The 21,947-nt window shown below is 71.0% G+C and carries 25 protein-coding genes; 10 read left to right on the top strand and 15 right to left on the bottom strand.

Going from position 1 to position 21,947, the window contains the following annotated elements; translation table 11 throughout:
- Positions 1-7: 7 nt before the first annotated feature.
- Genes WJM96_RS12145 through WJM96_RS12125 form a run of 5 tightly spaced genes read right to left on the bottom strand, consistent with a single transcriptional unit; the run spans position 8 to position 3,547 of the window.
- Positions 8-994 (bottom strand): zinc-dependent alcohol dehydrogenase, encoded by a 987-nt coding sequence (locus WJM96_RS12145; protein ID WP_424812752.1) that lies wholly within the window; start codon positions 992-994, stop codon positions 8-10.
- The gene (locus WJM96_RS12140) at positions 991-1,743 is read right to left on the bottom strand and encodes a RibD family protein (RefSeq protein ID WP_424812751.1); all 753 of its coding nucleotides are present in this window, start codon (positions 1,741-1,743) and stop codon (positions 991-993) included. The genes WJM96_RS12145 and WJM96_RS12140 overlap by 4 nt, the downstream gene beginning before the upstream one ends.
- Before the next feature lie 21 nt (positions 1,744-1,764).
- Positions 1,765-2,166 carry a hypothetical protein gene (locus WJM96_RS12135; protein ID WP_424812750.1) on the bottom strand — a complete coding sequence of 134 codons (402 nt, stop codon included), beginning with the start codon at positions 2,164-2,166 and terminating at the stop codon, positions 1,765-1,767.
- Positions 2,163-2,453 (bottom strand): rod-binding protein, encoded by a 291-nt coding sequence (locus WJM96_RS12130; RefSeq protein WP_424812749.1) that lies wholly within the window; start codon positions 2,451-2,453, stop codon positions 2,163-2,165. The genes WJM96_RS12135 and WJM96_RS12130 overlap by 4 nt, the downstream gene beginning before the upstream one ends.
- Positions 2,453-3,547 carry a flagellar basal body P-ring protein FlgI gene (locus WJM96_RS12125; protein ID WP_424812748.1) on the bottom strand — a complete coding sequence of 365 codons (1,095 nt, stop codon included), beginning with the start codon at positions 3,545-3,547 and terminating at the stop codon, positions 2,453-2,455. Before WJM96_RS12125 ends, WJM96_RS12130 begins: the two co-directional genes overlap by 1 nt.
- 168 nt (positions 3,548-3,715) lie before the next feature.
- Here WJM96_RS12125 and WJM96_RS12120 point away from each other — a divergent pair, with 168 nt between their 5' ends.
- Both WJM96_RS12120 and dksA read left to right on the top strand, forming a co-directional pair.
- Positions 3,716-4,117 carry a flagellar assembly protein FliX gene (locus tag WJM96_RS12120; protein WP_424812747.1) on the top strand — a complete coding sequence of 134 codons (402 nt, stop codon included), beginning with the start codon at positions 3,716-3,718 and terminating at the stop codon, positions 4,115-4,117.
- 153 nt (positions 4,118-4,270) lie between these two features.
- The gene (gene dksA, locus WJM96_RS12115; RefSeq protein WP_424813098.1) at positions 4,271-4,687 is read left to right on the top strand and encodes an RNA polymerase-binding protein DksA; all 417 of its coding nucleotides are present in this window, start codon (positions 4,271-4,273) and stop codon (positions 4,685-4,687) included.
- An 83-nt stretch (positions 4,688-4,770) separates the two neighbouring features.
- Here the strand turns inward: dksA and WJM96_RS12110 are convergent, their stop codons facing one another.
- Positions 4,771-5,076 carry a hypothetical protein gene (locus WJM96_RS12110; protein ID WP_424812746.1) on the bottom strand — a complete coding sequence of 102 codons (306 nt, stop codon included), beginning with the start codon at positions 5,074-5,076 and terminating at the stop codon, positions 4,771-4,773.
- A gap of 205 nt (positions 5,077-5,281) precedes the next feature.
- Entirely contained in the window at positions 5,282-5,530 is a 249-nt protein-coding gene (locus tag WJM96_RS12105; RefSeq protein WP_424812745.1) for a hypothetical protein, read from the bottom strand.
- A gap of 133 nt (positions 5,531-5,663) precedes the next feature.
- Between WJM96_RS12105 and WJM96_RS12100 the strand changes: the two genes are divergently transcribed.
- Positions 5,664-6,986, top strand: a complete 1,323-nt coding sequence (locus WJM96_RS12100; RefSeq protein ID WP_424812744.1) for a hemolysin family protein — start codon at positions 5,664-5,666, stop codon at positions 6,984-6,986.
- An 18-nt stretch (positions 6,987-7,004) separates the two neighbouring features.
- On the opposite strand, the gene WJM96_RS12095 is transcribed toward WJM96_RS12100, so the two are convergent.
- From WJM96_RS12095 to WJM96_RS12085, 3 genes are all read right to left on the bottom strand, one after another.
- On the bottom strand, positions 7,005-7,445 hold the full coding sequence (locus WJM96_RS12095) for a DoxX family protein (RefSeq protein WP_424812743.1): 441 nt from the start codon (positions 7,443-7,445) through the stop codon (positions 7,005-7,007).
- Positions 7,446-7,601: 156 nt separating this feature from the next.
- Positions 7,602-8,087 (bottom strand): xanthine phosphoribosyltransferase, encoded by a 486-nt coding sequence (gene gpt / locus WJM96_RS12090; protein WP_424812742.1) that lies wholly within the window; start codon positions 8,085-8,087, stop codon positions 7,602-7,604.
- The gene (locus tag WJM96_RS12085; RefSeq protein WP_424812741.1) at positions 8,087-8,428 is read right to left on the bottom strand and encodes a tRNA-binding protein; all 342 of its coding nucleotides are present in this window, start codon (positions 8,426-8,428) and stop codon (positions 8,087-8,089) included. Before WJM96_RS12085 ends, gpt begins: the two co-directional genes overlap by 1 nt.
- 138 nt (positions 8,429-8,566) lie before the next feature.
- On the opposite strand from WJM96_RS12085, the gene WJM96_RS12080 reads away from it, so the two are divergent.
- Together WJM96_RS12080 and WJM96_RS12075 are read left to right on the top strand one after the other, a co-directional pair.
- Positions 8,567-10,219: a gamma-glutamyltransferase family protein gene (locus tag WJM96_RS12080; protein WP_424812740.1), complete on the top strand. Its 1,653-nt coding sequence runs from the start codon at positions 8,567-8,569 to the stop codon at positions 10,217-10,219.
- A gap of 54 nt (positions 10,220-10,273) precedes the next feature.
- Positions 10,274-11,245 carry a Bug family tripartite tricarboxylate transporter substrate binding protein gene (locus WJM96_RS12075; RefSeq protein ID WP_424812739.1) on the top strand — a complete coding sequence of 324 codons (972 nt, stop codon included), beginning with the start codon at positions 10,274-10,276 and terminating at the stop codon, positions 11,243-11,245.
- A gap of 10 nt (positions 11,246-11,255) precedes the next feature.
- On the opposite strand, the gene WJM96_RS12070 is transcribed toward WJM96_RS12075, so the two are convergent.
- The 4 genes from WJM96_RS12070 to WJM96_RS12055 are packed head-to-tail and all read right to left on the bottom strand — an operon-like array spanning position 11,256 to position 14,042.
- Positions 11,256-12,311, bottom strand: a complete 1,056-nt coding sequence (locus WJM96_RS12070) for an LLM class flavin-dependent oxidoreductase (protein WP_424812738.1) — start codon at positions 12,309-12,311, stop codon at positions 11,256-11,258.
- Positions 12,312-12,324: 13 nt separating this feature from the next.
- Positions 12,325-12,798 carry a DUF3237 domain-containing protein gene (locus tag WJM96_RS12065; protein WP_424812737.1) on the bottom strand — a complete coding sequence of 158 codons (474 nt, stop codon included), beginning with the start codon at positions 12,796-12,798 and terminating at the stop codon, positions 12,325-12,327.
- Positions 12,799-12,849: 51 nt separating this feature from the next.
- Complete coding sequence (locus tag WJM96_RS12060; RefSeq protein ID WP_424812736.1) at positions 12,850-13,665, bottom strand: RMD1 family protein; 816 nt, start codon at positions 13,663-13,665, stop codon at positions 12,850-12,852.
- The gene (locus WJM96_RS12055; RefSeq protein ID WP_424812735.1) at positions 13,629-14,042 is read right to left on the bottom strand and encodes a rhodanese-like domain-containing protein; all 414 of its coding nucleotides are present in this window, start codon (positions 14,040-14,042) and stop codon (positions 13,629-13,631) included. The genes WJM96_RS12060 and WJM96_RS12055 overlap by 37 nt, the downstream gene beginning before the upstream one ends.
- Positions 14,043-14,117: 75 nt before the next feature.
- On the opposite strand from WJM96_RS12055, the gene WJM96_RS12050 reads away from it, so the two are divergent.
- The 3 genes from WJM96_RS12050 (at position 14,118) to WJM96_RS12040 (ending at position 17,958) form a co-directional block, all read left to right on the top strand.
- The gene (locus WJM96_RS12050) at positions 14,118-14,861 is read left to right on the top strand and encodes a maleate cis-trans isomerase family protein (RefSeq protein WP_424812734.1); all 744 of its coding nucleotides are present in this window, start codon (positions 14,118-14,120) and stop codon (positions 14,859-14,861) included.
- Between the two features lie 31 nt (positions 14,862-14,892).
- A complete protein-coding gene (locus WJM96_RS12045) occupies positions 14,893-15,810 on the top strand; it encodes a hypothetical protein (RefSeq protein WP_424812733.1) in 918 nt (305 codons plus the stop codon).
- 66 nt (positions 15,811-15,876) lie between these two features.
- Positions 15,877-17,958, top strand: coding sequence for a TonB-dependent receptor (locus WJM96_RS12040; protein ID WP_424812732.1), 2,082 nt, complete (start codon positions 15,877-15,879; stop codon positions 17,956-17,958).
- Between the two features lie 3 nt (positions 17,959-17,961).
- Here the strand turns inward: WJM96_RS12040 and WJM96_RS12035 are convergent, their stop codons facing one another.
- Positions 17,962-19,200, bottom strand: a complete 1,239-nt coding sequence (locus tag WJM96_RS12035; RefSeq protein WP_424812731.1) for a Zn-dependent hydrolase — start codon at positions 19,198-19,200, stop codon at positions 17,962-17,964.
- Positions 19,201-19,355: 155 nt separating this feature from the next.
- Here WJM96_RS12035 and ggt point away from each other — a divergent pair, with 155 nt between their 5' ends.
- Together ggt and WJM96_RS12025 are read left to right on the top strand one after the other, a co-directional pair.
- Positions 19,356-21,011: a gamma-glutamyltransferase gene (gene ggt, locus WJM96_RS12030; protein WP_424812730.1), complete on the top strand. Its 1,656-nt coding sequence runs from the start codon at positions 19,356-19,358 to the stop codon at positions 21,009-21,011.
- Positions 21,012-21,066: 55 nt separating this feature from the next.
- Positions 21,067-21,927 (top strand): glycine--tRNA ligase subunit alpha, encoded by an 861-nt coding sequence (locus tag WJM96_RS12025; protein WP_424812729.1) that lies wholly within the window; start codon positions 21,067-21,069, stop codon positions 21,925-21,927.
- Positions 21,928-21,947 lie beyond the last annotated feature (20 nt).

Raw genomic sequence — 21,947 nt, 5'->3', positions numbered from 1 at the left:
GCGCGGGTCAGTCGTAGAGGATGATGGGGCAGAGCGGCTGCGGCACGCCAGCCGGTGGGTGGAGCAGGCCGGGCATGGCCGATGGCAGCTCCGCGAATGGCACGAAGGGCCCGGCGAGCGCATCGAGCCGCGCATCATCCAGCAGGGAGAGGGCCAGGGCCATGCGCTGGCCATGGCTGCGGCGGCCGCGCATGGCTTCCGCGACGCTGCCCACCTGGGTCGAGAGCAGGCGCAGCCGCTTCTGGTGGAAGGCGGCGCCGAGGGGAAGCGAAGGTTCCGTGTCACCGAACCAGCTCGCTTCCAGGATGCGCGCCTCGAAGCCCGCGCATTCGAGCGCGAGGCGCAGCCCCGCCTCGCTGCCGCTGGCGTGGATGATCAGCTCCTGCTCGATCGGCGCATCCGCCGGGGAGGCGAAGCGCGCGCCGAAATCCGCGGCGATCTTCGCGCGGGAGGCATCGCGGTCCACCACCGTGACCTCGGCGCCCGGCAGGCGCGCGAGGAGATAGGCCGTCAGCAGCCCCACCACGCCGGCGCCGATCACCATCACGCGCTCGCCCAGGCGCGGCCCGGCATCCCAGAGGATGTTGAGCGCCGTCTCCATATTGGCGCCGAGCGTGGCGCGGGCGTTGGGCAGGTTCTCGGGCACCTTCGTGCAGAGAGAGACCGGCGCCACGAAGCGCGTCTGGTGCGGATGCAGGACGAAGACGCGCGCGCCGAGCCACTCCTCCGGCCCTTGCTCGACCTCGCCCACCATCGCGTAGCCGTATTTCACGGGGAAGGAGAACTCGCCCTCCTGCAGGGGGCAGCGCATGGCGGCGTGCTGGCTCTCGGGCACGCGCCCGCCCTGCACCAGCCGCTCCGTCCCGCGTGAGATGCCGGAGGCCAGCGCGCGCACCAGCACCTCGTTCGCGCCGGCCGCGCGCAGCTCTCCCTCGCGCAGCTCGGAGGCGCCGGGGGCGGTGTGCCACAGCGCGGAGGCCCATTGGCGGCTCATGGCGTCCGGCGCTTCAGCGCGATGTCGAAGAGGAAGTCGGGCGGGATGGCGTGGCAGGTCCAGCAGAAGCGCAGCCCCTCGTCGATGGATTGCACGCAGCGCAGGTCGAAGGCCGGGCGGCCGGAGCCCAGGATCATGGGGGCGACCGTGACATGCAGCCGGTCCAGGCAGCCGGCGGCCAGGAAGCGCGAGACGGTCTGTCCGCCGCCCTCGACGAAGAGGCGGCGCATCCCGCGGCTGGCGAGGGTGCGCAGCAGGGCGGGAAGGTCCAGCCCGCCATCGGGGCCGCGGCCCAGGCGCAGCACCTCCGCCGTGCCGTGGCGCGCGGGCCCGTCGCTCGCGGTGACCAGCAGGCTGGGGAGCCCGTCGCGGAAGAGCTGATACTGCGCGCCCAGGCGGCGGCTGGGGTCCAGCACGACGCGCAGCGGCGAGGGGCCGGCCACATGGCGCGTCGTCAGAAGGGGGTCATCCTCGACCACCGTGCCCGCGCCGACGATCACCGCGTCGCAAAGCGCGCGCAGCCGATGGGTGTGGCGGATATCGCCCGGCCCGCCGATCCATTTGCTGTGGCCGCTGGCCGTCGCGATGCGCCCATCCAGGGTCTGCGCCAGCCTTCCCACGACGAGACAGCCATCGGGCGCGCCGGGTGCCGCCAGCACGGGCGCGAAGAGCGCCGCCAGCGAACCGGCATGCTCCGGCCTGCCCGCGAGGAGCGCCTGCCATTCGGGATCGTCCTGCGCGCCATCCATGCGCGCCGGTTATGCCCGATCTCAGGCGCGGGTGGCCAGGGTCAGCGGTACGGCTTGCGCCGGGGCGCGGCTGCGGCCGCCGCGACCATAGCCGGGGGCGGCCGTCAGCGGCCGCGCCACGCCCGCGATCGTCTCGATCACGCGGGACTGCAGGGCGATGGCGGTCTCCAGCAGGCGCCGGTTCTCCTGGCCCAGATCCGCCAGCGAGGCCGCGAGGCTTTCCGCCGCCGCGCGCGTCACGCCCGGCGTGGGGGTGGGGTTGCGCGCGGCGGCGGCGGTCGCGGCGGCGAAGGCGTCGCTCGCCTGCATCTTGCGCGTCGCCATGGCCGCGGCGCGCGTGAGGTCGAGCGCGGCGAGCGCATCGTTCTCGGCCCGCAGCGCCTCGGCCAGCCGCTCCCCGGCGGCGATCACGGCATCCATCATCTGCTTCTCTCTCCTTGTTCCTGCAGGCGGATCATCTGGCCCAGCACCATCTCCTGGAGGCCGATGCCGTTGCCGGAGCGCGCGGCCCCGGCCGCGAAGGCTTCGACCAGCATCGGGCGCCACTGCGCCTCGGCCGCGCCGCCGCCGAAGGCGGATTTCTCGCCGGCGACGGAGTCGAAGGCGGGCTGGAGCAGCTGGGCCAGCACCTGCGCCTCGAATCTCTGCGCCACCTCGCGCATGCGGGCGGGGCTTTGCGCCGTGGCGGCGCCCGCGACGGGCGAGAGCATCAGCGCACCTCCAGCTCGGCCTGGAGCGCGCCCGCGGCCTTCACGCTCTGCAGGATCGTGATGAGGTCGCGCGGGCCGACGCCCAGGCTGTTCAGGCCCCGCACGAGCTGGTCGAGCGTGACGCCGCCCTGCAGCACGCCCATGCGCCGCTCCGACTGGTCGTCCACCTCGATCTGCGTGCGCGGCACGGTGGTGGTCGTGCCGCCCGCGAAGGCGTTGGGCTGGCTGACCTGCGGCGTCTCGGTGATGCGGATGGTGAGGTTGCCCTGCGCGATGGCGACGGTGGAGACGCGCACGCTGGAGCCCATGACGATGGTGCCCGAGGCTTCCTCGATGATGACGCGCGCCACCTGGTCCGGCTCCACGCGCAGGCGCTCGACGCCCGTCACGAAGCCCATCGGGTCGCGTCCCCGCAGCGCCAGCAGGACGGTGCGCGGATCCGTCGCGCGCGCCGTGCCGCCGCCATGGGCGCGGTTGATGGCCTGGGCGATGCGCTCGGCCGTGGTGAAGTCCGGGTTGCGGAGCGAGAGGCGCAAATAGTCCCGGCCCGCGAGGTTGTAGGGGATCGCGCGCTCCACGATGGCCCCCGAGGAGATGCGCGCGGCCGTCGGAACGCCCCGCGCGACCGAGGCGCCCGCGCCGCGCGCCGCGATGGCGCCCGTGGCCACCGCGCCCTGCGCCACGGCATAGACCGCGCCATCCGCGCCCAGCAGCGGCGTGACGAGTAGCGTGCCGCCGGTCAGGGAAGTCGCGTCGCCCATGGAGGAGACGGCGACGTCGATGCGGCTGCCCGATTGCGCGAAGGCCGGCAGGTTCGCCGTCACCATCACGGCGGCGACGTTGCGCGTGTCGAGCCGCGCCTCGTTGTCGCGGGTGTTGACGCCGAGGCGCTCCAGCATGCCGATCAGCGACTGGCGGGTGAAGATCGCGTTGCGGAGCCGGTCGCCCGTGCCGGGCAGGCCGACGACGAGGCCGTAGCCCACGAGCTGGTTGTCCCGCACGCCCTCGACGTCGGCGATGTCCTTGATGCGGACGGACTGCGCCGGCGCTTCCTGCGCCAGCAGAAGCCCCGCGAGCAGGGCGAGGGTTTTCATCGCCCGGTAAGATGTGAGGCCCCATGTCATGCGGGAGGAATGGCAACAGGCGTGCCAGCGCAGGGGCCAGGAATCCCGGCAGGAATTGCCGGAAGCCGGGCGGGCTTGCCGCCTCACCGGCGCCGGGGCGGCAGAATGCGCCGCGGCGCCATCGACGGAAGGGCGAGGATGCTGACACCCATCAAGCCGGGCGCGCTGGGCTCACCGGCCGGCGGCGCGCGGCGGGCCGCGGGTGCGACGGGCTTCCGCCTCCCGACGGGGCAGGGCGAGGGCCGCGCCGAGTCGGCCGGCGCCGCGGAGGCGGCTGGCCTTTCCGGCGCCTTGCTGGGATTGCAATCCGGCTGGACCGATGCCGAGCGCGACGATGCGGCCCGGCGCCGGGGAAATGCAGCGCTGGAGGAGCTTTCGGCGCTGCAACTGGCCCTCCTGTCCGGCAGGGCGGATCCCGCGCGGCTGCGGCGCCTGGCGCAGCTGGCGGAGGGCGAGGCAGGGGCGGATCCATCCCTGCGCGAGGTGCTTCAGGCCATCTCGCTGCGCGCCCGCATAGAGCTGATGCGGAGGCGCGCATAATCTCTGTGCAACGGTCGCGAAATTCGTTTGGTAGCCATGTATTTGCCGCGAAATCGCCTCTTGGCGGCCGATGGGCGTTTAACTATGGTCCGGCCCGCCCCGGGATCGCGGCCGGCGCCGGGCCGGCCGCCCTGGTGGCGAGGGTAAATGCTCATGGTCGTTACTCTTCCGCCGGATTACCGTCCTTCGGACGACGAAGAGTTCATGAATGCACTGCAACAAGAATATTTCCGCCAGAAGCTGCTCCGCTGGCGGCACGAGTTGCTCCGGGAAGCCGGCGTCACCCTTCACTCCCTCTCGGCAGGCGGCATCAGCGAGCCGGATCTGACGGACCGGGCCAGCGTCGAGACGGACCGGGCGCTGGAGCTTCGAACGCGGGACCGGGCCCGTAAGCTGATCAGCAAGATCGATCAGGCACTGGAGCGGATTGCGCAGGGAACCTACGGCTTCTGCGAGGAAACCTTCGAGCCGATCGGCCTTAGGCGGCTGGAGGCCCGGCCGATCGCCACGCTGTCGATCGAGGCGCAGGAGCGCCACGAGAAGATGGAAAAGGTCCACCGGGACGATTGAAGCCACGCCGCCCCTTCAGGGCGGCTTTTTTGTGCCCGACGCCGCGAGCTCCGTGCCGCGGCGGCTGGGGCACGCGCGCCGGCTCAGCCCGAGCCGAAGCACTGTCCCAGCTGCACGGTCGCGCCGCTGCCGGCGTTGGTGCCGTTGGCCACAACGACCGGGATGGAACTCGCGGTCCCCTGGCCGAGGCGGATGAGGGTCTCGCCGCCCACGCGCACCGAACCTGTCTGATTGGACGACACCAGAGTCACCGTAGACGGGAAGCCCGAGACCGTGACTACGAAGGCGATGCCCCACCGGCTCGTGTTCCGCACCCGCAGGAAGTAGGCATGGCCCCCGCTGATCGGCTGGGTCTCGAAGCCGGCGGTGACGGCATTGGCGCAATTCATCCATCCGCCGCCATTGCCGTTGGAGGAACCGGTAGTAGGGGGCCTTCCCTGTGCCGATGGGAGCCAGCCTAAAAGAGCTACCAAAATCAGAAGCTTCAGTCGCATACCATTCCTCCGCGCGTGACCCTTTCGCGATAGCCCGGGCTTCGTGACTCGGAAATCCAAGAAATCGCGATCGATGCCATAGGCGAGGGCGATGGGCTCCTCAGAGCGCCGCGGTCTTGGCCGAGATGTCGCGCGCGGCCTCGGCTTGGATCGAGGCTTGGCCGAGATGGCTCTGGAACACCGTCAGCCGGCTCTCGACGGAGGCCATGGCGCCACCCAGCCCAGCCAGGCTGTCCCGGAATTCGCCGATGGCCTCCTGCTGCTCCCGCATCGCGGCCTCCAGGCTGCGGAGGGCGGCGCGGAGGCGGTCTTCCGGTTTCTGCGGGAAGGTCAGGATCGTGGCGGCCACGGGTCGGCTCCTCTGCGTCGTCCCATATTCTTAAGGCGGTCTAAATTTTAAGGCAATATTAAACATCGGAGTCGCGCCCGGGCCGCGCCCTCCGGCGTTTCATAATCCAGCGGCTTTCCGCTAGAGGATGGACATGGGTGTCAGCGTACAAATCCTTTTCGTTCTGCTGCTCACGCTGCTGAACGGCGTCTTCGCCATGAGCGAGCTGGCCGTCGTTTCCTCCCGCAAGGGGCGGCTCCTGGCGCTGGAGCGGCAAGGCAGCCGGGGGGCCGCGGCCGCCCTGGCCTTGCAGGAGCACCCGGATCGCTTCCTGCCGACGGTGCAGGTGGGAATTACGCTGGTCGGCATCCTTGCCGGCGTCTTCGGCGGCGCGGCCATCGCTGGGCCGCTCGGGGACCTGCTGGCCCGGATCCCCTCCATCGCCCGCTTCGCGCACGAGCTCGCCTTCACCTTCGTCGTGCTGGCCATCACCTATGTGAACCTGATCCTGGGCGAGCTGGTGCCCAAGCAGCTGGCGTTGCGCCACCCGGAAAAGGTGGCCTCGACCCTCGCGCTGCCGCTGACGGCGCTGGCGCGTTTCACCTCGCCCTTCATCTGGTTCCTCTCGAAATCCTCCTCGCTGATCCTGCGCCTCTTCGGCCGCTACTCGCCGCCGGACCAGAGCGTGACCGAGGAGGAGGTGAAGGCCGTGGTGGCCGAGGGCGCCCAGGCCGGAGCGCTCGAGCACAACGAGCGCCAGATGATCGAGCGCGTGCTGCGCCTGGCCGACCGCCCCGTCCGCGCCCTCATGACGCCGCGCACCGAGGTCGCCTGGCTCGACCGCAATTCCTCGTCCGAGGACATCGCGGCCGAGTTGCGCTCCGAGGCGGTCACGCGCTTCGTCGTGGCCGATGGGCGCGTGGACAATGTGCTGGGCGTGGTCGCGGCGAAGGACCTGCTGGACCAGATGCTCGAGGGCGCGCCGCTGGACCTCGGCCGCGCCATTCGCCAGCCCCTGGTGCTGCCGGACAGCCTCTCCGCCCTCGACGCGCTGGAACGGCTGCGCGCCGACGCGCTGGGCCTGGCGCTGGTGCTCGACGAATACGGCAGCTTCGAGGGCGTAGTGACGGCCTCGGACGTGCTGGAGGCGATCGTGGGCGAGCTCGGCCCCGCTCCCATCTCGGGCAGGCCCGAGGCGGTGGAGCGGCATGACGGCTCCATCCTGCTCGACGGCATGATGGCGATGGACGAGCTGCGGGAGCGGCTGAAGGGTTTCGAGCCGCCGCCGCGCTCGGGCGGCTATCACACGGTCGCCGGGCTGATGCTGGCCCTGCTGGAGCGCATCCCGAAGGAGGGCGACCGCGTCGTCCATTCCGGCTGGCGCTTCGAGATCATGGACATGGACGGCCGCCGCGTCGACAAGGTGCTGGCCAGCCTGGATGACACGGCCGACCCGCCGGTGGACCTGGTGGGCTGAGCCGGCCGGGAGAGGCGCCTACTTTCGGTGGTCGAGGATGGCGGCGAGCATCAGCCCGCCGATCACGGCCATGTGCTCGATGGCGAAGAACATCTCCAGCATCGCCATCTCGCCCTCCAGTTCCCAGAAGCGGTGCGCGATGGGGATGGTGAGCAGGGTGAAGATGCCCATGGCGCCGGCGCCGAGCCAGGCCATTCGGCCCGAGATCACCAGTGCCGAGCCGCCGAGCTGGGTGACGATGGTGGCGACGGCGAAAAGGGCGGGCGGATGCAGGCCGAAATGCGCCATCTCCCCCACCGCGGCGCTGAAGCCGAACAGCTTCACGAGGCCGCTCAGCCAGAAGGGCAGAGTCAGCAGGACGCGGGCGAAGAGGCGGAAGGCACCGGATTCCAGGATCGCGGCGATGGGGGCGGGCGTACCTGCCCGCGGCGCGGGCAGGCTGGGCGAGGTGGCGCTCATGCAAAGCTCCGGAGGTTTCGTGCTGCGGCGCGATAGGCCGGGGCGCCACGATGCGGCAATCCGGAGTTTTGTCGCGTGTGTCGCCGTGCCGGCCCGACTTTCGGCCGGAGGCCTGGCCTCGGGCCGGGGCGCGCGCCCGGCGCCTGGGGGCAAAAATCAGCGCGCCGCGGGCGCCGATTTGGCGATCGGCGCGATGAACTGCGCTTCCGTGTCCCAGGGGAAGAGGATCCAGGTGTCCTGGCTCACCTCGGTCACGAAGGTGTCCACCAGCGGCTTGCCGGCGGGCTTGGCGTAGATGGTCGCGAAATGGGCGCGGGGCAGCAGGGCGCGGACCACCCTGGCGGTCGTGCCCGTGTCCACCAGGTCGTCGATGATGAGCCACCCGGTGCCGTCGCCGGCGGCGGATGGGGGCTTGGCCAGCACCGGCTCGCCGCGCTTCTCCTCGTCGTAGGTGACGATGCTGACCGTCTCGATCACGCGGCATTCCAGCTCGCGCGCGATAATGGCGGCCGGGATCAGTCCGCCGCGCGTGATCGCCACGACGCCCGACCAGGGCCCGAGCTCCAGCAGCCGCCAGGCCAGCGCCTTGCTGTCGCGGTGCAGCTGGTCCCAGGTGACGGTGAAGTAGCGGGGCGCCGCCATCAGAACATCCGCCCGCCATCGGGCACGGCGATGTCGGGCTTCAGCAGCACCACGGCGCCATTCTCGTCCGGGACGCCCAGGACCAGGACCTCGCTCCTGAACTTGCCGATCTGGCGCGGGGGGAAGTTGACCACGGCCAGCACCTGGCGGCCGATCAGCCGGTCCGGCGCGTAGTGGACGGTGAGCTGGGCTGAGCTCTTGCGCGTCCCGATGGGCTCGCCGAAGTCGATCCAGAGCTGGATCGCGGGCTTGCGCGCCTCCGGGAAGGGCTTCGCGTCGACGACGGTGCCGGTGCGGATCTCGACCTGCTCGAAATCCTCGTAGGTGATGGTGGTGGCCATGTCCTGGGATTAGCGAAGGGGCGAGGCGGCGCCAAGCGGGAAGCGTGCCGGAGGATGTAAACAGGGCCCTGATTGTCGGCCGGGGCCATGCGGCTGTAATCTCGTTCCAAGCGAAGCTTCTGCCGGGAGTATCCCCTCATGAACGTCATCAACGCCCCGGCCCTGCGGCCCAGCTTCCTCAGGGATGCGCCCTACCGGGATTTCCACGCCCCCGGCCGCAGCCCGACCGTCTCCATGCACGGCATGGCCGCGACCTCGATGCCCGCCGCCACCCTCGCGGCCCTGGACGTCATGAAGGCCGGCGGCAATGCGCTGGACGCGGCCATCGCGGCCGTCGCCGTGCTTTGCGTGATCGAGCCGCAGAGCACCGGCATCGGCGGCGACTGCTTCTGCCTCTACACGCCCGCCGGCAGCGGCAAGGTCTATGCGATGAACGGCTCCGGCCGCGCCGCCGCGGCCTCCACGCCGGAGAAGCTGCGCAGCCTCGGCGTCAACCAGCTCGTGGACACGAGCGCGCATGTCGTCACCATCCCCGGCGCCGTCTCGGCCTGGGAGGCGCTGAATGCGGCGCATGGCCGCAAGGGCCTGGACGCGCTGCTGCAGCCCGCCATCAAGTTCGCCGAGGAAGGCTTCGCCGTGGCGCCGCGCGTGGCCGCCGACTGGGCCGATGCGCGAAGCAAGCTCGCGGCCAATGAGGCGGCAGCGCGCCACTACCTGAAGGACGGCCAGGCGCCCCGCGTCGGCGACATCATGCGCTTCCCCGCGCTCGGCGCCACGCTGCGCAAGATCGCGGCCCAGGGTGCGCGCGGCTTCTACGAGGGCGAGGTGGCGGCCGATATCGTCGCCTCGCTGCGCGCCCTCGGCGGCGTGCATACCGAGGAGGATTTCGCGAACGCCCTGCGCGGCGCCGAGTTCGTGGAGCCGATCAAGCGCGCCTGGAAGGACATGGAGATCTACGAATGCCCGCCGAACGGCTCGGGTATCGTGACGCTCATGATCCTCGGCATGCTGGAGACCTTCACGCCGCCGGGCGAACCCATCTCGGCCGAGCGCTTCCATCGTCACATCGAGGCCGCGCGCCTCGCCTATCGCGATCGCGACGCCTTCATCGCCGACCCGGCGCATGTGGACGTGCCGACCGAGACGCTGCTCTCGGACGCCTATCTCCACGACATGGCGCGCAACATCCAGGACGGCCACGCCATGGCCGTGCCGCCGCCGCCCGACACGCTGCTGCCCAAGCACCGCGACACCGTCTACCTCTGCGTGGTGGACAGCGAGGGCAACGCCTGCTCCTTCATCAACTCGCTGTTCAAGAGCTACGGCTCGGGCATCCTGGCCGAGAAGTCGGGCGTCATGCTGCAGAACCGGGGCTTCGGCTTCCGCCTGCAGGAAGGCCATCCGAACTGCATCGCGCCCGGCAAGCGGCCGATGCACACCATCATCCCCGCCATGGCGATGAAGGACGGCAAGGCCGTCATGCCCTTCGGCGTGATGGGCGGCCACTTCCAGCCGATGGGCCAGTCGCTGCTGCTGTCGAACATGTTCGACTACGGCATGGATCCGCAGGCCGCGCTGGACGCGCCGCGCCTCTTCCCCGAGGACGGCAAGGTGCAGGTCGAAAGCGGCATCCCGGAGGAGGTCGTGTCCAAGCTCAACGCGCTCGGCCACAGCTGCGTGCCCATCGCGAAGCCGCATGGCGGCGGCCAGGCGATCTACATCGACCATGACCGCGGGGTGCTGGTCGGCGGCAGCGATCCCCGCAAGGACGGCTGCGCGCTGGGCTACTGACGCCTTCGCCGCTCAGGCGCTATCCTCCGGCCATCAACCGGAGGAAGTGTCTGAATGTCCCGTGTTTCACGCGTGCCGCGCCGTGCCCTCCTGGCCGGCGCGCTCGCCATGCCTTCCGTGGTCCAGGCCCAGTCGCAGGCCTTCCCGAACAAGCCCATCAGCCTGATCGTTCCCTTCCCGCCGGGCGGCACGACCGACATCTCGATGCGCGCGCTGGCCGAGGCCGCGTCGAAGCAGCTCGGCCAGCCGATCATCATCGACAACAAGCCGGGTGCGGCGAACACGCTGGGCGCCGCGCAGGTGGCCCGCGCGCGGCCCGACGGCTACACGCTGACGCAGTTTCCCGCCTCCGCCATCCGCGTGCAGCTTCTCCAGAACCTCGCCTACGACACGCTGCGCGACTTCACGCCCGTCGCCTGCATCGTGGGCTACCCCTTCGTGGTCGCCGCGAAGAAGGGCCGCTTCCCGGGCGGCTGGCGCGGCTTCATCGAGGAGGCGCGCGCCCAGCGCGGCAAGCTCACCTTCGGCAGCACGGGCGCCAACGGCACCCCGCATGTCTACATGGCGCAGCTGATGCAGCGCGAGGGGCTGGAGCTGGAGCACGTTCCCTTCCGCGGCGATGCCGACGGCTCCCAGGCGATGATCGGCGGGCATATCGACGTCATGGCGTGCTCGACCAGCGTGCAGGGCCTCGTCGAGGGCGGCCAGGCGGAATTCCTCTGCTGCTGGACGCCGCAGCGCCTGCGCCGCTTCCCCGAGGTGCCGACGCTGATCGACCTCGGCTACGACCAGACGGTGACGACGCCCTTCGGCGTGATGGCGCCTGCCGGCCTGCCGCCTGCCGTGACGCGCGCGCTGCACGATGCCTTCGCCGCCGCGACGCGCGACCCCTCCTTCATCGAGATGCGCGACCGCTACGACATGCTGCCCGAGTACCGGAACAGCGAGGACTACGCGAAACTGCTGCGGGACATGGTGGCGCAGGAGACGGCGCTCATTCAGCGGCTCGGCCTGCGGGCGAACTGAGGGCGCGCCGCTACGCCGCCCGGGCCCGCGCCACGCGCGGCATCACCTCGGCGGCGAAGCGGCGCATCTCGGCCTCGAAGGGCTGGAACTGCAGCATGAAGGTCTCGATGCCCGCCTCGTGGAAGCGCTTCAGCCGCTCGGCCACCTGCTCGTAGGTGCCGACGAGGCCGGCGGCCGTGCCGCCATTGGTGCCGAGGCGCACGGACTTCGCTTCTGTCTGCTTCATGACGACGGCCTTGTCCGTGTGCTCCGCCATCTTGGCGAGCAGGGGCTTGTCGAGCTCGGCCAGCGCAGCCAGGCGGTCGTATTCCGCCTGCGCCTCGGCTTCCGTCCGCCGCGCGATGACGAAGGCGGACAGGCCGTAGCGCAGCGGCGCGTCCCGGCGCGGGCGCCGCGCGACATCGGCAATCAGCGCCTTCACATCCTCGATCGGCTGGCCGTTGATGAACCAGACGTCCCCCTGCGCGGCGGCAAGCGCGCGCGCGGGCTCGGACTCGCCGCCGATATAGATGCGCGGGCGCGCACGGGTCGCGGGTGCCGGCACGATCTGCGCGCCCTGCACCTCGAAATGCGTGCCCTTGTGGTCGACCCGCGCGCCGCGCATCAGCGGCTCGACGATGGAGAGCCATTCCTCGCCCAGCGTGTAGCGTGCGTCGTGCTCGGGGAAGGGGAGGCCCGCCTTGTCCATCTCCGCCTTGTTCCAGGCGTTGACGAGGTTGATGGCGAAGCGTCCGCCGCTGATCTCCTCGATCTGGCAGGCCATCTTGGCGAGCGCCACGGGGTTGTAGAGCAGCGGCTTGATCGCCGCGATGATCTCGATCCGGCTCGTCAGGGCGGCCAGCGCGGCCGAGCCGGTCCAGGCCTCGAGCTGCCCCAGCGCCGGATTATGCGGGTTGAAGGTGTGCTGGGCGACGAGCGTGCTGGCGAAGCCCAGCGCCTCCGCCTCCAAGACGAGCTTGCGGTTCCGCTCCCAGGAGGCGTCGAAGGGCTCCAGCGGATCCTGCCGCGCGGCGCGGCTGCCGTGGACCAGGGCCCAGATGCCGAAGCGGGGCGGGACATGGTCCATGGCGCGGCTTGCCTCAGCGGATCGCGTGCACGTCGTAGCGCGGGCCGCTCGGCGGCCGCTGGCCGACGCCGATCGCCACCACCCGGTTCAGCCAGGCGAGGTCGGCCGCACCCGTCGTGAAGCGTATCGCCACGCGGAAGTAGTAGTCGGAGGGCGGGACGGCCTCGCCGGCGCCGAGCCGCGCCAGCACCTCGGGCGAGCCGGTGCGGACGCCGGTGTACTGCGCGTAGACCAAGCTGCCGGAGGCCGCCTTGATGGTCAGGCGCACGTCCATGTGCGCGGTGCCGTCCGCCTCCACGCGCAGCCAGTCGGCCGCCGTGCCGCCGAGGACCTCGCCCTGCAGCTTCGGGCCCGTCACCTTGCCGCCGGTGACGTTGATGATGCGGAGGTCGAAGCCGTCCGGTCCCTTGCCCACCATCTGCGGCGAGCCGACCGTGAGGTCCATGGTGAAGATGTGCTCGCTGTTGAGCGGCAGAAGATCGGGCATGACGTCTCCTCTCGTTATGGAGCGCAGCATGCCCGGCGTTCTGCGTCAGGGCTAGCCGCCGCGGAACAATCCGAAGACGGTCGCCACCACCTCGATGCCGATGAAGAGCGCGACCGCGATCTCCAGCACCTGCGAGCGCTGCCCCTGGATGAGCGAGAGCAGCGTCTGCATCGTCTCCCCGATCACGACCAGCTTCGCATCCAGCGCGGCGGAGCGGTCCGCGAGCTCGAATTCCTCGGCGAGGCGCAGGTGCAGGCGCTCCAGCTCCGGATGTTCCCAGATGGTCTCGGGCCGGTCGGCGGCGCGGATGCGGGCGGTGGCGTGGCTGCGCGCCGCGAGCCCGCCGCCGATGGCGCGCAGCAGCCCGCGCGAGAGAATGCCGAGGCGGCCGCGCCGCCGCAGCGTCTCCACGATGGGCTCGATGCCGTCGAGCGTGAGCGTCAGCCCGGCTTCCTGATGGGAAAGCGCCGCGCTCTTGGCCAGTGCCTCGGCCAGCAGCGCGAGGCGCGGGGCGGAGAGGGCGACGAGATGCACCTCGCCATCCTCGCTCACCTCGTCGCGCGGCGCGCCGTCCGAGACCCAGGCGCTCTCCTCGACGGGGCTTTCCAGCGGCGAGGCGATGCGCGTGGCGAGGCCCGCGAGGAAGCCGGCCTGCTCGGCCTCCGTGCCGCCGAAGAACACGACCGCGCCCCAGCGGAAGGCGAAGGCGGCCTCGCCCGGCGCGTCGCGCAGATGCACGGGGTCGGCCGCGCTGCCGCCGGCGCGGGCCAGGCCGCGCAGGTCGATCCTCTCGCCGAGCAGGACGGCCCGGGCGCGGAGGCGCGCTGGGCTCAGCGCTGCCGCCAGGGCAGGGCGCTGGCCTTCCATCCGGCGATCTGGCCGCGATGGCCCTCGCTATCCACCGGGCCTTCGAAGCCGTCGGCCACGTTGTACGCATGCGGGAAGCCCGCCGCCTGCGCCGCCTGGCCGGCGGCGAGGCTGCGCGCGCCGGAGCGGCAGAGGTAGTAGACGTGGCTGTCGGCCGTCACGCCCGCCTTGCGCAGATGCTCGGTGAAGTGGCTGTTGAGTTGCATGCCGGGGAAGACCTGCCAGGGGATGAGCACCACCTGCTTGCCGAGCGCGCTGAGGTCGGGGACGCCCACGAAATTCCATTCGGCATCGGTGCGCACGTCGATCAACACGGCATCCGGGTTGGCTTGCAGCGCGGCCCAGGTGTCCTGAGGGGAAATGTCGGGGACGGGCATGGTGATTCTCCTGGCTTTGCCTTCCAGAATGGGGTGGGGCCCCGGATGGGGCAATGCATGCGCGCGGAGGTCTGTTTGCGTCTCGGTTTTCTCACGCCTTCCTCGAATACGGTGCTGGAGCCCGCGATCGCGGGCCTGCTGCGCGATACGCCGGAGGTGACGGCGCATTTCGCGCGCTTCCGCGTCGTGGCGATCAACCTCGGCGCGGCGTCGAGCGGGCAGTTCGACACCAGCCCCATCCTCGCGGCGGCCGAGCTGCTGGCCGATGCCAAGGTGGATGCGATCTGCTGGGCCGGAACCTCGGGCAGCTGGCTCGGCTTCGGGCAGGACGAGGCGCTGTGCCGCGCCATCCGGGAGAGCACCGGCATCCCCGCGACCACGGCGACGCTGGCGATGCGCGAGGCGCTGCGGGCGGCCGGGGCCCGGAAGCTCGCGCTGGTCACGCCCTATCTGGCTGAGGTGCAGCGCGCGATCCTGGCGAACCTGACCACCGAGGGTTTCGAGGTGACGGCCGAGCGGCATCTGGAGGACCCGGGCAATTTCAGCTTTGCCCAGCATCCGGCCGCCAAGGTCGATCAGCTGGTGGAGGCGGCGGTGGCCGAGCGGCCGACCGAGGCGGTGGTGATCCACTGCACCAATTTCCGCGGCCTGGACGGCGCCGCCCGGCTGGAGGCGAAGCTCGGCCCGCTCCTCCTGGATTCGGTCGCCGTCTCGCTTTGGGGCGCGCTGGAGGTGGCGGGCGGGCCCGAACTGGCGGCGCCAGGCCGCATCTTCCGGTTGCATTCACCGCATTTTAAGGCATGTCTCAAAAATGATTGACAGTTAACAGCTCCTTACCGAAGCTGCGGGCATGCTTAAGCCAGCGACTGGTTTCATGTCCTCGCCCGCGATTTGGAGCTGGGAGGCCGTCTGGGACCGCCAGGTCTTCACCGCCGCGCTGCCCGCAACCGAGGGTTTCCATCGCCGGGGTGACGCCGGCTGGGGTGACATGATCCTGCCCGCCGCCGGCGCGCCGCCCGAGTTCAGCATCGACGCGGCGCCGCTTCCGGTGCCCGGCCCGGAACCGCTCGTCCGGGCCGAGCCCCTCCCAATGCTGGCCGCCGCCGAGACGCCGCCGCCGCCCTCCGCCCCCGTGCCCGAGACCGTCCGCTACGAGGCCATCGGGCCCGCCGCCTTCCGCATCACGGGCACCTCGGGCCCGGATGTCCTGGTGGGGGGCGCGGGCGACGACCGGCTGGATGGCGGGGCGGGGAACGACATCCTCGTTGGCGGCGGGGGCCGCAACCTGCTGTACGGCGGGCCGGGCTGGGACACGGCGCGCTACGACCTGCTCAGCACGGAGGCCCGGGTCGATTTCCTCCACCAGCGCATCGCCACCCGCATGGGCCAGGATGTGTTCGACGGGGTCGAGGTGCTGGATTTCCGCGACGGCGACTGGATCCTCGCCCCGGGCGCCGAGCCGCAATGGGTGGCGGATCCCGACGCCACGCTGCTCGCCCGCCTCTACATTCTGGGCCTCGACCGGCTGCCGGACCGCACGGGCTTCATCCTCTGGCTCAACGCGATGGAGGCGGGGTTGCCGGCCGAGATCGTGGCCAGGGTGATGCTGCAACTCCCGGAAGGGCGCGCGCATGGCGCCGAATATGCCGATGGCGCCGCGCTGCTGGCGGCCGCGCAGAGCCCCGAGGCGATCGCCGCCACGGCGGCGTGGACCGAGCACGGCGTCGTGACGCTGGAGAGCAGCCTGCTGAATGGGTGGATGTTATAGCGTCCGGCTTGCGCTGAGAAAATGTTATAGTATTACGTAACCCCTGAACGCCTCAGGGGTCATGTCATGCGTCTTCGCCCAATCTGGATTTGCGCCGGCCTGCTGCCGGCCGCCGCTTTCGCCCAGGATGCGGAGACCATCGTACTGCCGCCCATGGCGGTGACGGCCAGCCCGATCGCTGGCGACCAGCCGGGCAGCTTCCTTCCCGTCACCGAGATCGACCGTGCCCCGATCAGTGCGAGCCCCGCGCGCTCGCTCGGCGACGTGATGCGCGACGAGCCGGGCCTGGCCGCCAGCACCTTCGCCCCGGGCGCGAGCCGGCCGATCATCCGCGGCCTCGACAACTTCCGGGTCCGCATCCAGGAGAACGGCTTCGGCGCCGGCGATGCCTCGGCCTTCGGCGAGGACCACGCCGTGCCGCTCGACCCCATGGCGGCGGAGCGGATCGAGGTGATCCGCGGGCCGGCCTCGCTGCGCTGGGGGTCGCAGGCCATCGGCGGCGTGGTGAACGTCATCAACAACCGCATCCCGGACCGCCTGCCGGATCGCGCGGTGAAGGGCCAGGTCTCGGGCGCCTGGAACAGCGGCAGCCGGGGCTGGGACGGCTCGGCCGTCGGCGAGATGCGCGCGGGCAATGTCGTCGTGCATGGCGACATCTTCGGGCGCCACGATGCCGACTACTCCATCCCGGGCGGACGGCGGCAGGCCAATACCGGCGTGCGGACCGATGGTGGCGCGCTGGGCGTGAGCTGGATCGGCGACCAGGGCTATGTCGGCACCTCCGTCTCGCGCTTCACGAGCCTCTACGGCATCCCGGGCGGCGAGGCCGCCGTGCTCGGCACCCAGATCCGCATGGAGCAGACGCGCTGGGCCAGCCGCGGCGAGTACCGCCCCGGCTCCGGCCCCATCCGCAGCGTCAACTACTGGCTGGGCTACACCACCTATCGCCACGAGGAGATGGGCGGCGAGTTCCTCGAGGATGGCAGCGTCGGCAACCGCCACACCCATGGGGGCTTCCGCAACCAGTCGTGGGATGGGCGCGTCGAGGCCCAGCACATGCCCTTCGCGACGCGCTTCGGCGAGTTGAACGGCAGCTTCGGCCTGTCCTACGAGCAGGAGAACATCCGCACGACCGGCGAGTTCTTCGAGTTCCTGCCGCCCAACCGCACGCAGCGCTATGCCGGCTATGTCTTCGAGGAGCTGAAGCTCTCGCCCGTCTGGCGCCTGCAGGCGGCGGCGCGGCTGGAATTCGTGAACATCGCGGGCTCCACCGCCGCCTTCCCGGCGGGCAACCTGCCGACCGATCCCGACCAGGAGCTGGAGAATGCCTCGCGCCGCCGCAGCTACACGCCGGCGAGCTTCAGCCTCGGCCTGCTGCGGGACCTGCCCTGGGCGATGCAGGCGCGCGCGACGGCGCAATACGTGCAGCGCGCGCCGAGCGCGGCCGAGCTCTTCTCGCGCGGCGCACACGACGCCTCGGGCACTTTCGACATCGGCAATCCGAACCTGCGGAAGGAGGCGGCGACGAGCTTCGAGCTCGGCCTCTCGCGCCGCGACGGCGAGTTCCGCTTCGACGCCAGCGCCTTCTACGCGCGCTATGACGGCTTCATCTACCGCGCGCTCACCGGCAACAGCTGCGGCGAGGAATTCTCCTCCTGCGCCCCGGGCTCGGGCGGCGAGTTCCGCCAGGTGGCCTATGGCCAGCGCGATGCGAGTTTCTACGGCCTGGACGCGAAGGCCGAGCAGGATGTGATGCAGATCGGCTCCGGCACCGCGGGCGTCTCGGGCCGCTACGACTTCGTACGCGCGGAATTCGCGAATGGCGCGGGCAATGTGCCGCGCATCCCGCCGCACCGTCTGGGCGCGGGCATCTGGTGGCGCAGCGCGAGCTGGAACGCGAGCCTCGACTACCTGCACGCCTTCGACCAGACGCGCACGGCGGCGAACGAGACGCGCACGAACGGCTACGACCTGCTCGGCCTGCGCGTCGGCTACACCGCGCAATTGGGCGGCGGGCGGACGGCGAACTTCGCCGTCATCGGCAGCAACCTGCTGGACTCCGACGTGCGCAACTCGGCCTCCTTCAAGAAGGACGAGGTGTTGTTGCCGGGGAGGGCGGTGCGGCTCCTCGCCACCTTCACCTTCTGAAGGCTACGCCACCCCGCCCGCCGCCTCGATGACGGCGGGCCCCATGGCCGCCAGCCCCGCCGCGCACCACTCGCGGGAAATGCTCTCGGCCGGGTGGTGGCTCACGCCGCCATGGCAGGGGATGAACATCAGCGCCGAAGGCACCACGATGCCCACATGCAGCGCGTCCTGCGGGATGGGCCCCGGCATGTCGCGATGCCGGAGCTGCGCGGCGCTGGCCGCGTTCCGCAGGGAGTCGAGCAGCTTCGGCGCGAAGGGCACGCGCGGATAGCCGCCGATGCGCTGGATCTCCACCCGCACGCCGCGGCGCGCCGTCATCTCCGCCGCCGCCTCGCGGAAGGCGGCTTCCATGCGCGCGTTCCCGTCTGCGTCCGGATGGCGGATATTTGCCGCGAAGCGCACGAGCGAGGGGATGTTCCCGCGCGCATCGGGCTCCAGCTCGAGCAGGCGGGTCGCCGTCGCCATGCCGCCGGTCGCATGCGCCACGCGCTCCAGCGCCAGCACCAGCTCCGCCGCCCCGGCCAGCGCATCGTGCCGCCCCTCCATGGGCGAGCCGACATGCCCGTCGCGGCCGGTCACCACCACCGTCCACTGCTCCACGCCGATGCAATGGGTGACGATGCCGATGGGAATCCCCTCGCGCTCCAGGATCGGGCCCTGCTCGATATGCGCCTCGTAATAGGCGGCGAAGCCGCGCGCCCTGGCCGGGTCCGCGTCGCCCGCCCAGCCGGTGGCCTTGAGCGCGTCGCCATAGGTGATCGAAGGGTCGAAATTGTCGGGCGAGGCGAGCACCGTGGCCTCGTCGATCAGGCCCATCGCGCCGCCGCTCGCCGACATGGATGGCGTGAAGCGCGAGCCTTCCTCGTTGGTCCAGTTCACGACGGTGATGGGCGCCCTGGTGCGCTTTCCGGCCTCATGCAGCGCCCGCACGATCTCGAGCCCCAGCAGCACGCCGTAGGGGCCGTCGTACTTGCCGCCGGTCGGCACGCTGTCCAGGTGGCTGCCCACGGCGACCGGCGCGGCCGCCGGGTCGGTGCCCGCATAGGTGAGGTACATGCTGCCGAGCCGGTCCACCGTGACCTCGCACCCGGCGGCCAGGCCCCAGTCGCGCAGCAGCGCGCGGGCCTCGGAATCCTCGGCGGAGAGGGCGAGGCGGCGGACGCCGCCATCCGGTGTCGCGCCGATCCGCGCCATCTCTTCAAGGCTCTGCCAGAAGCGGTCCGGCGAGAAAGGAAGGCTCATGGGCTATCTCCTTGCCGCGCCATCATGGAGCCCTGGCGGGGGAGGTGAACCCCGCGCGGCAAGCCCGCAAGTCGGGCCGGGAACAACCCTGGCGCGAAAAGCGGCCCCATGCTCCCCCTTGCGGCATCCCGCCCATCGCGCGAGCCTTCCTTCCCATGACGACATGGCGCGCCCGCGCGGGCACCACCTTCACCCCCCAGAAGCAGTCCGCGCTCGGCGCGCGGGGCATGGTGGTCACGAACCACCCCGCCGCCAGCGCCGCCGGCGGCCAGATGCTGGCCGAGGGCGGCAATGCGGTGGATGCCGCCGTCGCCGCCATCCTGGCGCTCACGGTCTGCGAGCCGATGATGGTGGGCATGTTCGGCGGCGGCCTCATGCACATCGCGCAGCCGGACGGGAAGCACGAGGTGCTGGACGGCATGGCCTCCTGCCCGCTGAACGCGCGGCCGGAGATGTATGAGGGGCGCGACCCCCGCAAGCAGACGCTGGGCGCGCTCTCCGTCGCGGCGCCCGCCAACCTCCTGGCCTGGGAGGCGGGGCTGAAGCGCCATGGCCGCTTCTCCATGGCCGATGTCATCGCCCCCGCCATCCGCCTCGCCGAGCGGGGATTCGAGGCCAGCACCTACCTGCGCGAATGCACGCGCGAGGTCGCGGCCGACCTGGCGCTGGACCCCACCATCTCGCGCATCTTCCTGCCGGGCGGCGAGCCCATGGCGGTCGGCGCGCGCATCGTGAACGCGGCGCTCGGCGAGAGCCTGCGCGCGGTGGCGGCGCAAGGCGCGGCCGCGCTGCATGAGGGCGACCTCGGCACCTCCGCCTCCATCGACCTCGCGCGGAAGGGCGGCATCATCACGACGGACGACCTCGCGGCCGTGCGCATGATCCGGCGCGAGGCCGTGCGCGGCACCTATCGCGGGGTCGAGGTCTATGGCCCCCCGCCGCCATCCGCCGGCGGCGTGCACGTGCTGCAGATGCTGAACCTGCTGGAGGCCTACGACATCGCGGCCAGCGGCTTCGGCACGCCCGCCACGCTGCACCTCATCGCGGAGGCGCTGAAGATGGCCTTCGCCGACCGCGCGGTGGCCACCGCCGACCCGGCCTTCCTGGACGTGCCGGTCGAGAAGCTCATCAGCAAGGAATACGCGGCCGAGCGCCGCGCCTTCCTCGACGCCGCGCGCGCCCAGGCCTGGTCGCCCGGCATCCGCGCGATGGAGAGCGCCAACACCACCCACATCACGGTCGCGGACCATGAGGGGCGGATCGCCTGCTGCACGCACACGATCAACAGCCTCTTCGGCGCCAAGATCATGCTGCCGGAGAGCGGCCTCATCCCGAACAACTACATGGCGCTGTTCGACCCGAAGCCGGGCACGGCGCAGTCGGTGGAGCCGGGCAAGCGCGTCACGACCTCGATGTCGCCGCTGATCCTGCGCAAGGAGGGCAAGCCCTATGCGGCGCTGGGCCTGCCGGGGGGCTTGCGGATCTTCGCCTCGACCTTCCAGGCGGTGATGAACCTCGTGGACCACGGCATGTCGCTGCAGGAGGCCGTGGAGGCCCCGCGCCTCTGGACCATGGGCGGGCCCGTCGAGATGGAGGGCGGCTTCTCCGAGGAGACCCGCGGCGCGATGGAGGCGATGGGCCACCAGACCGTCTCCATGCCGCATGTCGCCGGCGGCATGGGCGCCATCCTCTGGCACGAGGACGGCCGGATGGAGGGGGCCTCCTGCTGGCGGGCGGACGGCACGCCGGTCGCGATCGGCGGCGGGCCGGCGCAGGAAGGTGTGCGCTTCTGGCCGGACATCCGGAACTAGCCAGCTCGCTCCCTAGCTACCCACCTCGGTCCGGGACCGCTATGAAGCGCCCGCGATGACCCAGAAGCCGCTCTCCTTCCAGGACATGATCCTGACCCTGCACGACTATTGGTCGAAGCAGGGCTGCCTCATCCTCCAGCCCTACGACATGGAGATGGGCGCGGGCACCTTCCACCCGGCGACGACGCTGCGCGCCCTCGGCCCCGCCCCCTGGGCGGCGGCCTATGTGCAGCCCTCCCGCCGGCCCTCGGACGGGCGCTATGGCGAGAACCCAAACCGGCTGCAGCACTACTACCAGTACCAGGTGATCATGAAGCCGAGCCCGCGGGACCCGCAGGCCATGCTCATGGAGAGCTACCGGGCGCTCGGCCTGGATCCCGCGCTGCACGACATCCGCTTCGTCGAGGACGACTGGGAGAGCCCGACGCTCGGCGCCTGGGGCCTGGGCTGGGAGGTCTGGTGCGACGGGATGGAGGTGACGCAGTTCACCTATTTCCAGCAGGTCGGCGGCATTCCCTGCGAGGTTCCGAGCTGCGAGCTCACCTACGGGCTCGAGCGGCTGGCCATGTACATCCAGGGCGTGGAGAACGTGTACGACCTGGACTTCAACGGCCGGGGCGTGACCTATGGCGACGTCTTCCTGCGCGCCGAGAAGGAATACAGCGCCCACAACTTCGAATTCGCCGATGTCGCGCTGCTGAAGCGCCATTTCGAGGACGCGGAGCAGGAATGCCACGCCCTGGTGTCCAAGGGCCTCGCCATGCCCGCCTATGACCAGTGCATCAAGGCCAGCCACCGCTTCAACCTGCTGGACGCGCGCGGCGCCATCAGCGTGACGGAGCGCGCCTCCTACATCGGGCGCGTGCGCGCGCTGGCGAAGGCCTGCTGCGAGAGTTGGCTCGCGGGGGCGGCATAGGGTAGAATACCGCCGGAGGT

Source organism: Roseococcus sp. YIM B11640, from assembly GCF_049727625.1.
Taxonomy (GTDB): Bacteria; Pseudomonadota; Alphaproteobacteria; order Acetobacterales; family Acetobacteraceae; genus Roseococcus.
Note: the sequence above shows the minus strand (reverse complement) of the source record. Positions and strands in the feature narration are given on the sequence as shown.

Excerpts from the sequence above, each read along its gene's own strand:
- WJM96_RS12145 (WP_424812752.1), bottom strand. The coding sequence starts at position 994 with ATGAGCCGCCAATGGGCCTCCGCGCTGTGGCACACCGCCCCCGGCGCC.
- WJM96_RS12140 (WP_424812751.1), bottom strand. The coding sequence starts at position 1,743 with ATGGATGGCGCGCAGGACGATCCCGAATGGCAGGCGCTCCTCGCGGGC.
- WJM96_RS12135 (WP_424812750.1), bottom strand. The coding sequence starts at position 2,166 with ATGATGGATGCCGTGATCGCCGCCGGGGAGCGGCTGGCCGAGGCGCTG.
- WJM96_RS12130 (WP_424812749.1), bottom strand. The coding sequence starts at position 2,453 with ATGCTCTCGCCCGTCGCGGGCGCCGCCACGGCGCAAAGCCCCGCCCGC.
- WJM96_RS12125 (WP_424812748.1), bottom strand. The coding sequence starts at position 3,547 with ATGAAAACCCTCGCCCTGCTCGCGGGGCTTCTGCTGGCGCAGGAAGCG.
- WJM96_RS12120 (WP_424812747.1), top strand. The coding sequence starts at position 3,716 with ATGCTGACACCCATCAAGCCGGGCGCGCTGGGCTCACCGGCCGGCGGC.
- dksA (WP_424813098.1), top strand. The coding sequence starts at position 4,271 with ATGGTCGTTACTCTTCCGCCGGATTACCGTCCTTCGGACGACGAAGAG.
- WJM96_RS12110 (WP_424812746.1), bottom strand. The coding sequence starts at position 5,076 with ATGAATTGCGCCAATGCCGTCACCGCCGGCTTCGAGACCCAGCCGATC.
- WJM96_RS12100 (WP_424812744.1), top strand. The coding sequence starts at position 5,664 with ATGGGTGTCAGCGTACAAATCCTTTTCGTTCTGCTGCTCACGCTGCTG.
- WJM96_RS12095 (WP_424812743.1), bottom strand. The coding sequence starts at position 7,445 with ATGAGCGCCACCTCGCCCAGCCTGCCCGCGCCGCGGGCAGGTACGCCC.
- gpt (WP_424812742.1), bottom strand. The coding sequence starts at position 8,087 with ATGGCGGCGCCCCGCTACTTCACCGTCACCTGGGACCAGCTGCACCGC.
- WJM96_RS12085 (WP_424812741.1), bottom strand. The coding sequence starts at position 8,428 with ATGGCCACCACCATCACCTACGAGGATTTCGAGCAGGTCGAGATCCGC.
- WJM96_RS12080 (WP_424812740.1), top strand. The coding sequence starts at position 8,567 with ATGAACGTCATCAACGCCCCGGCCCTGCGGCCCAGCTTCCTCAGGGAT.
- WJM96_RS12075 (WP_424812739.1), top strand. The coding sequence starts at position 10,274 with ATGTCCCGTGTTTCACGCGTGCCGCGCCGTGCCCTCCTGGCCGGCGCG.
- WJM96_RS12070 (WP_424812738.1), bottom strand. The coding sequence starts at position 12,311 with ATGGACCATGTCCCGCCCCGCTTCGGCATCTGGGCCCTGGTCCACGGC.
- WJM96_RS12065 (WP_424812737.1), bottom strand. The coding sequence starts at position 12,798 with ATGCCCGATCTTCTGCCGCTCAACAGCGAGCACATCTTCACCATGGAC.
- WJM96_RS12060 (WP_424812736.1), bottom strand. The coding sequence starts at position 13,665 with ATGGAAGGCCAGCGCCCTGCCCTGGCGGCAGCGCTGAGCCCAGCGCGC.
- WJM96_RS12055 (WP_424812735.1), bottom strand. The coding sequence starts at position 14,042 with ATGCCCGTCCCCGACATTTCCCCTCAGGACACCTGGGCCGCGCTGCAA.
- WJM96_RS12045 (WP_424812733.1), top strand. The coding sequence starts at position 14,893 with ATGCTTAAGCCAGCGACTGGTTTCATGTCCTCGCCCGCGATTTGGAGC.
- WJM96_RS12040 (WP_424812732.1), top strand. The coding sequence starts at position 15,877 with ATGCGTCTTCGCCCAATCTGGATTTGCGCCGGCCTGCTGCCGGCCGCC.
- WJM96_RS12035 (WP_424812731.1), bottom strand. The coding sequence starts at position 19,200 with ATGAGCCTTCCTTTCTCGCCGGACCGCTTCTGGCAGAGCCTTGAAGAG.
- ggt (WP_424812730.1), top strand. The coding sequence starts at position 19,356 with ATGACGACATGGCGCGCCCGCGCGGGCACCACCTTCACCCCCCAGAAG.
- WJM96_RS12025 (WP_424812729.1), top strand. The coding sequence starts at position 21,067 with ATGACCCAGAAGCCGCTCTCCTTCCAGGACATGATCCTGACCCTGCAC.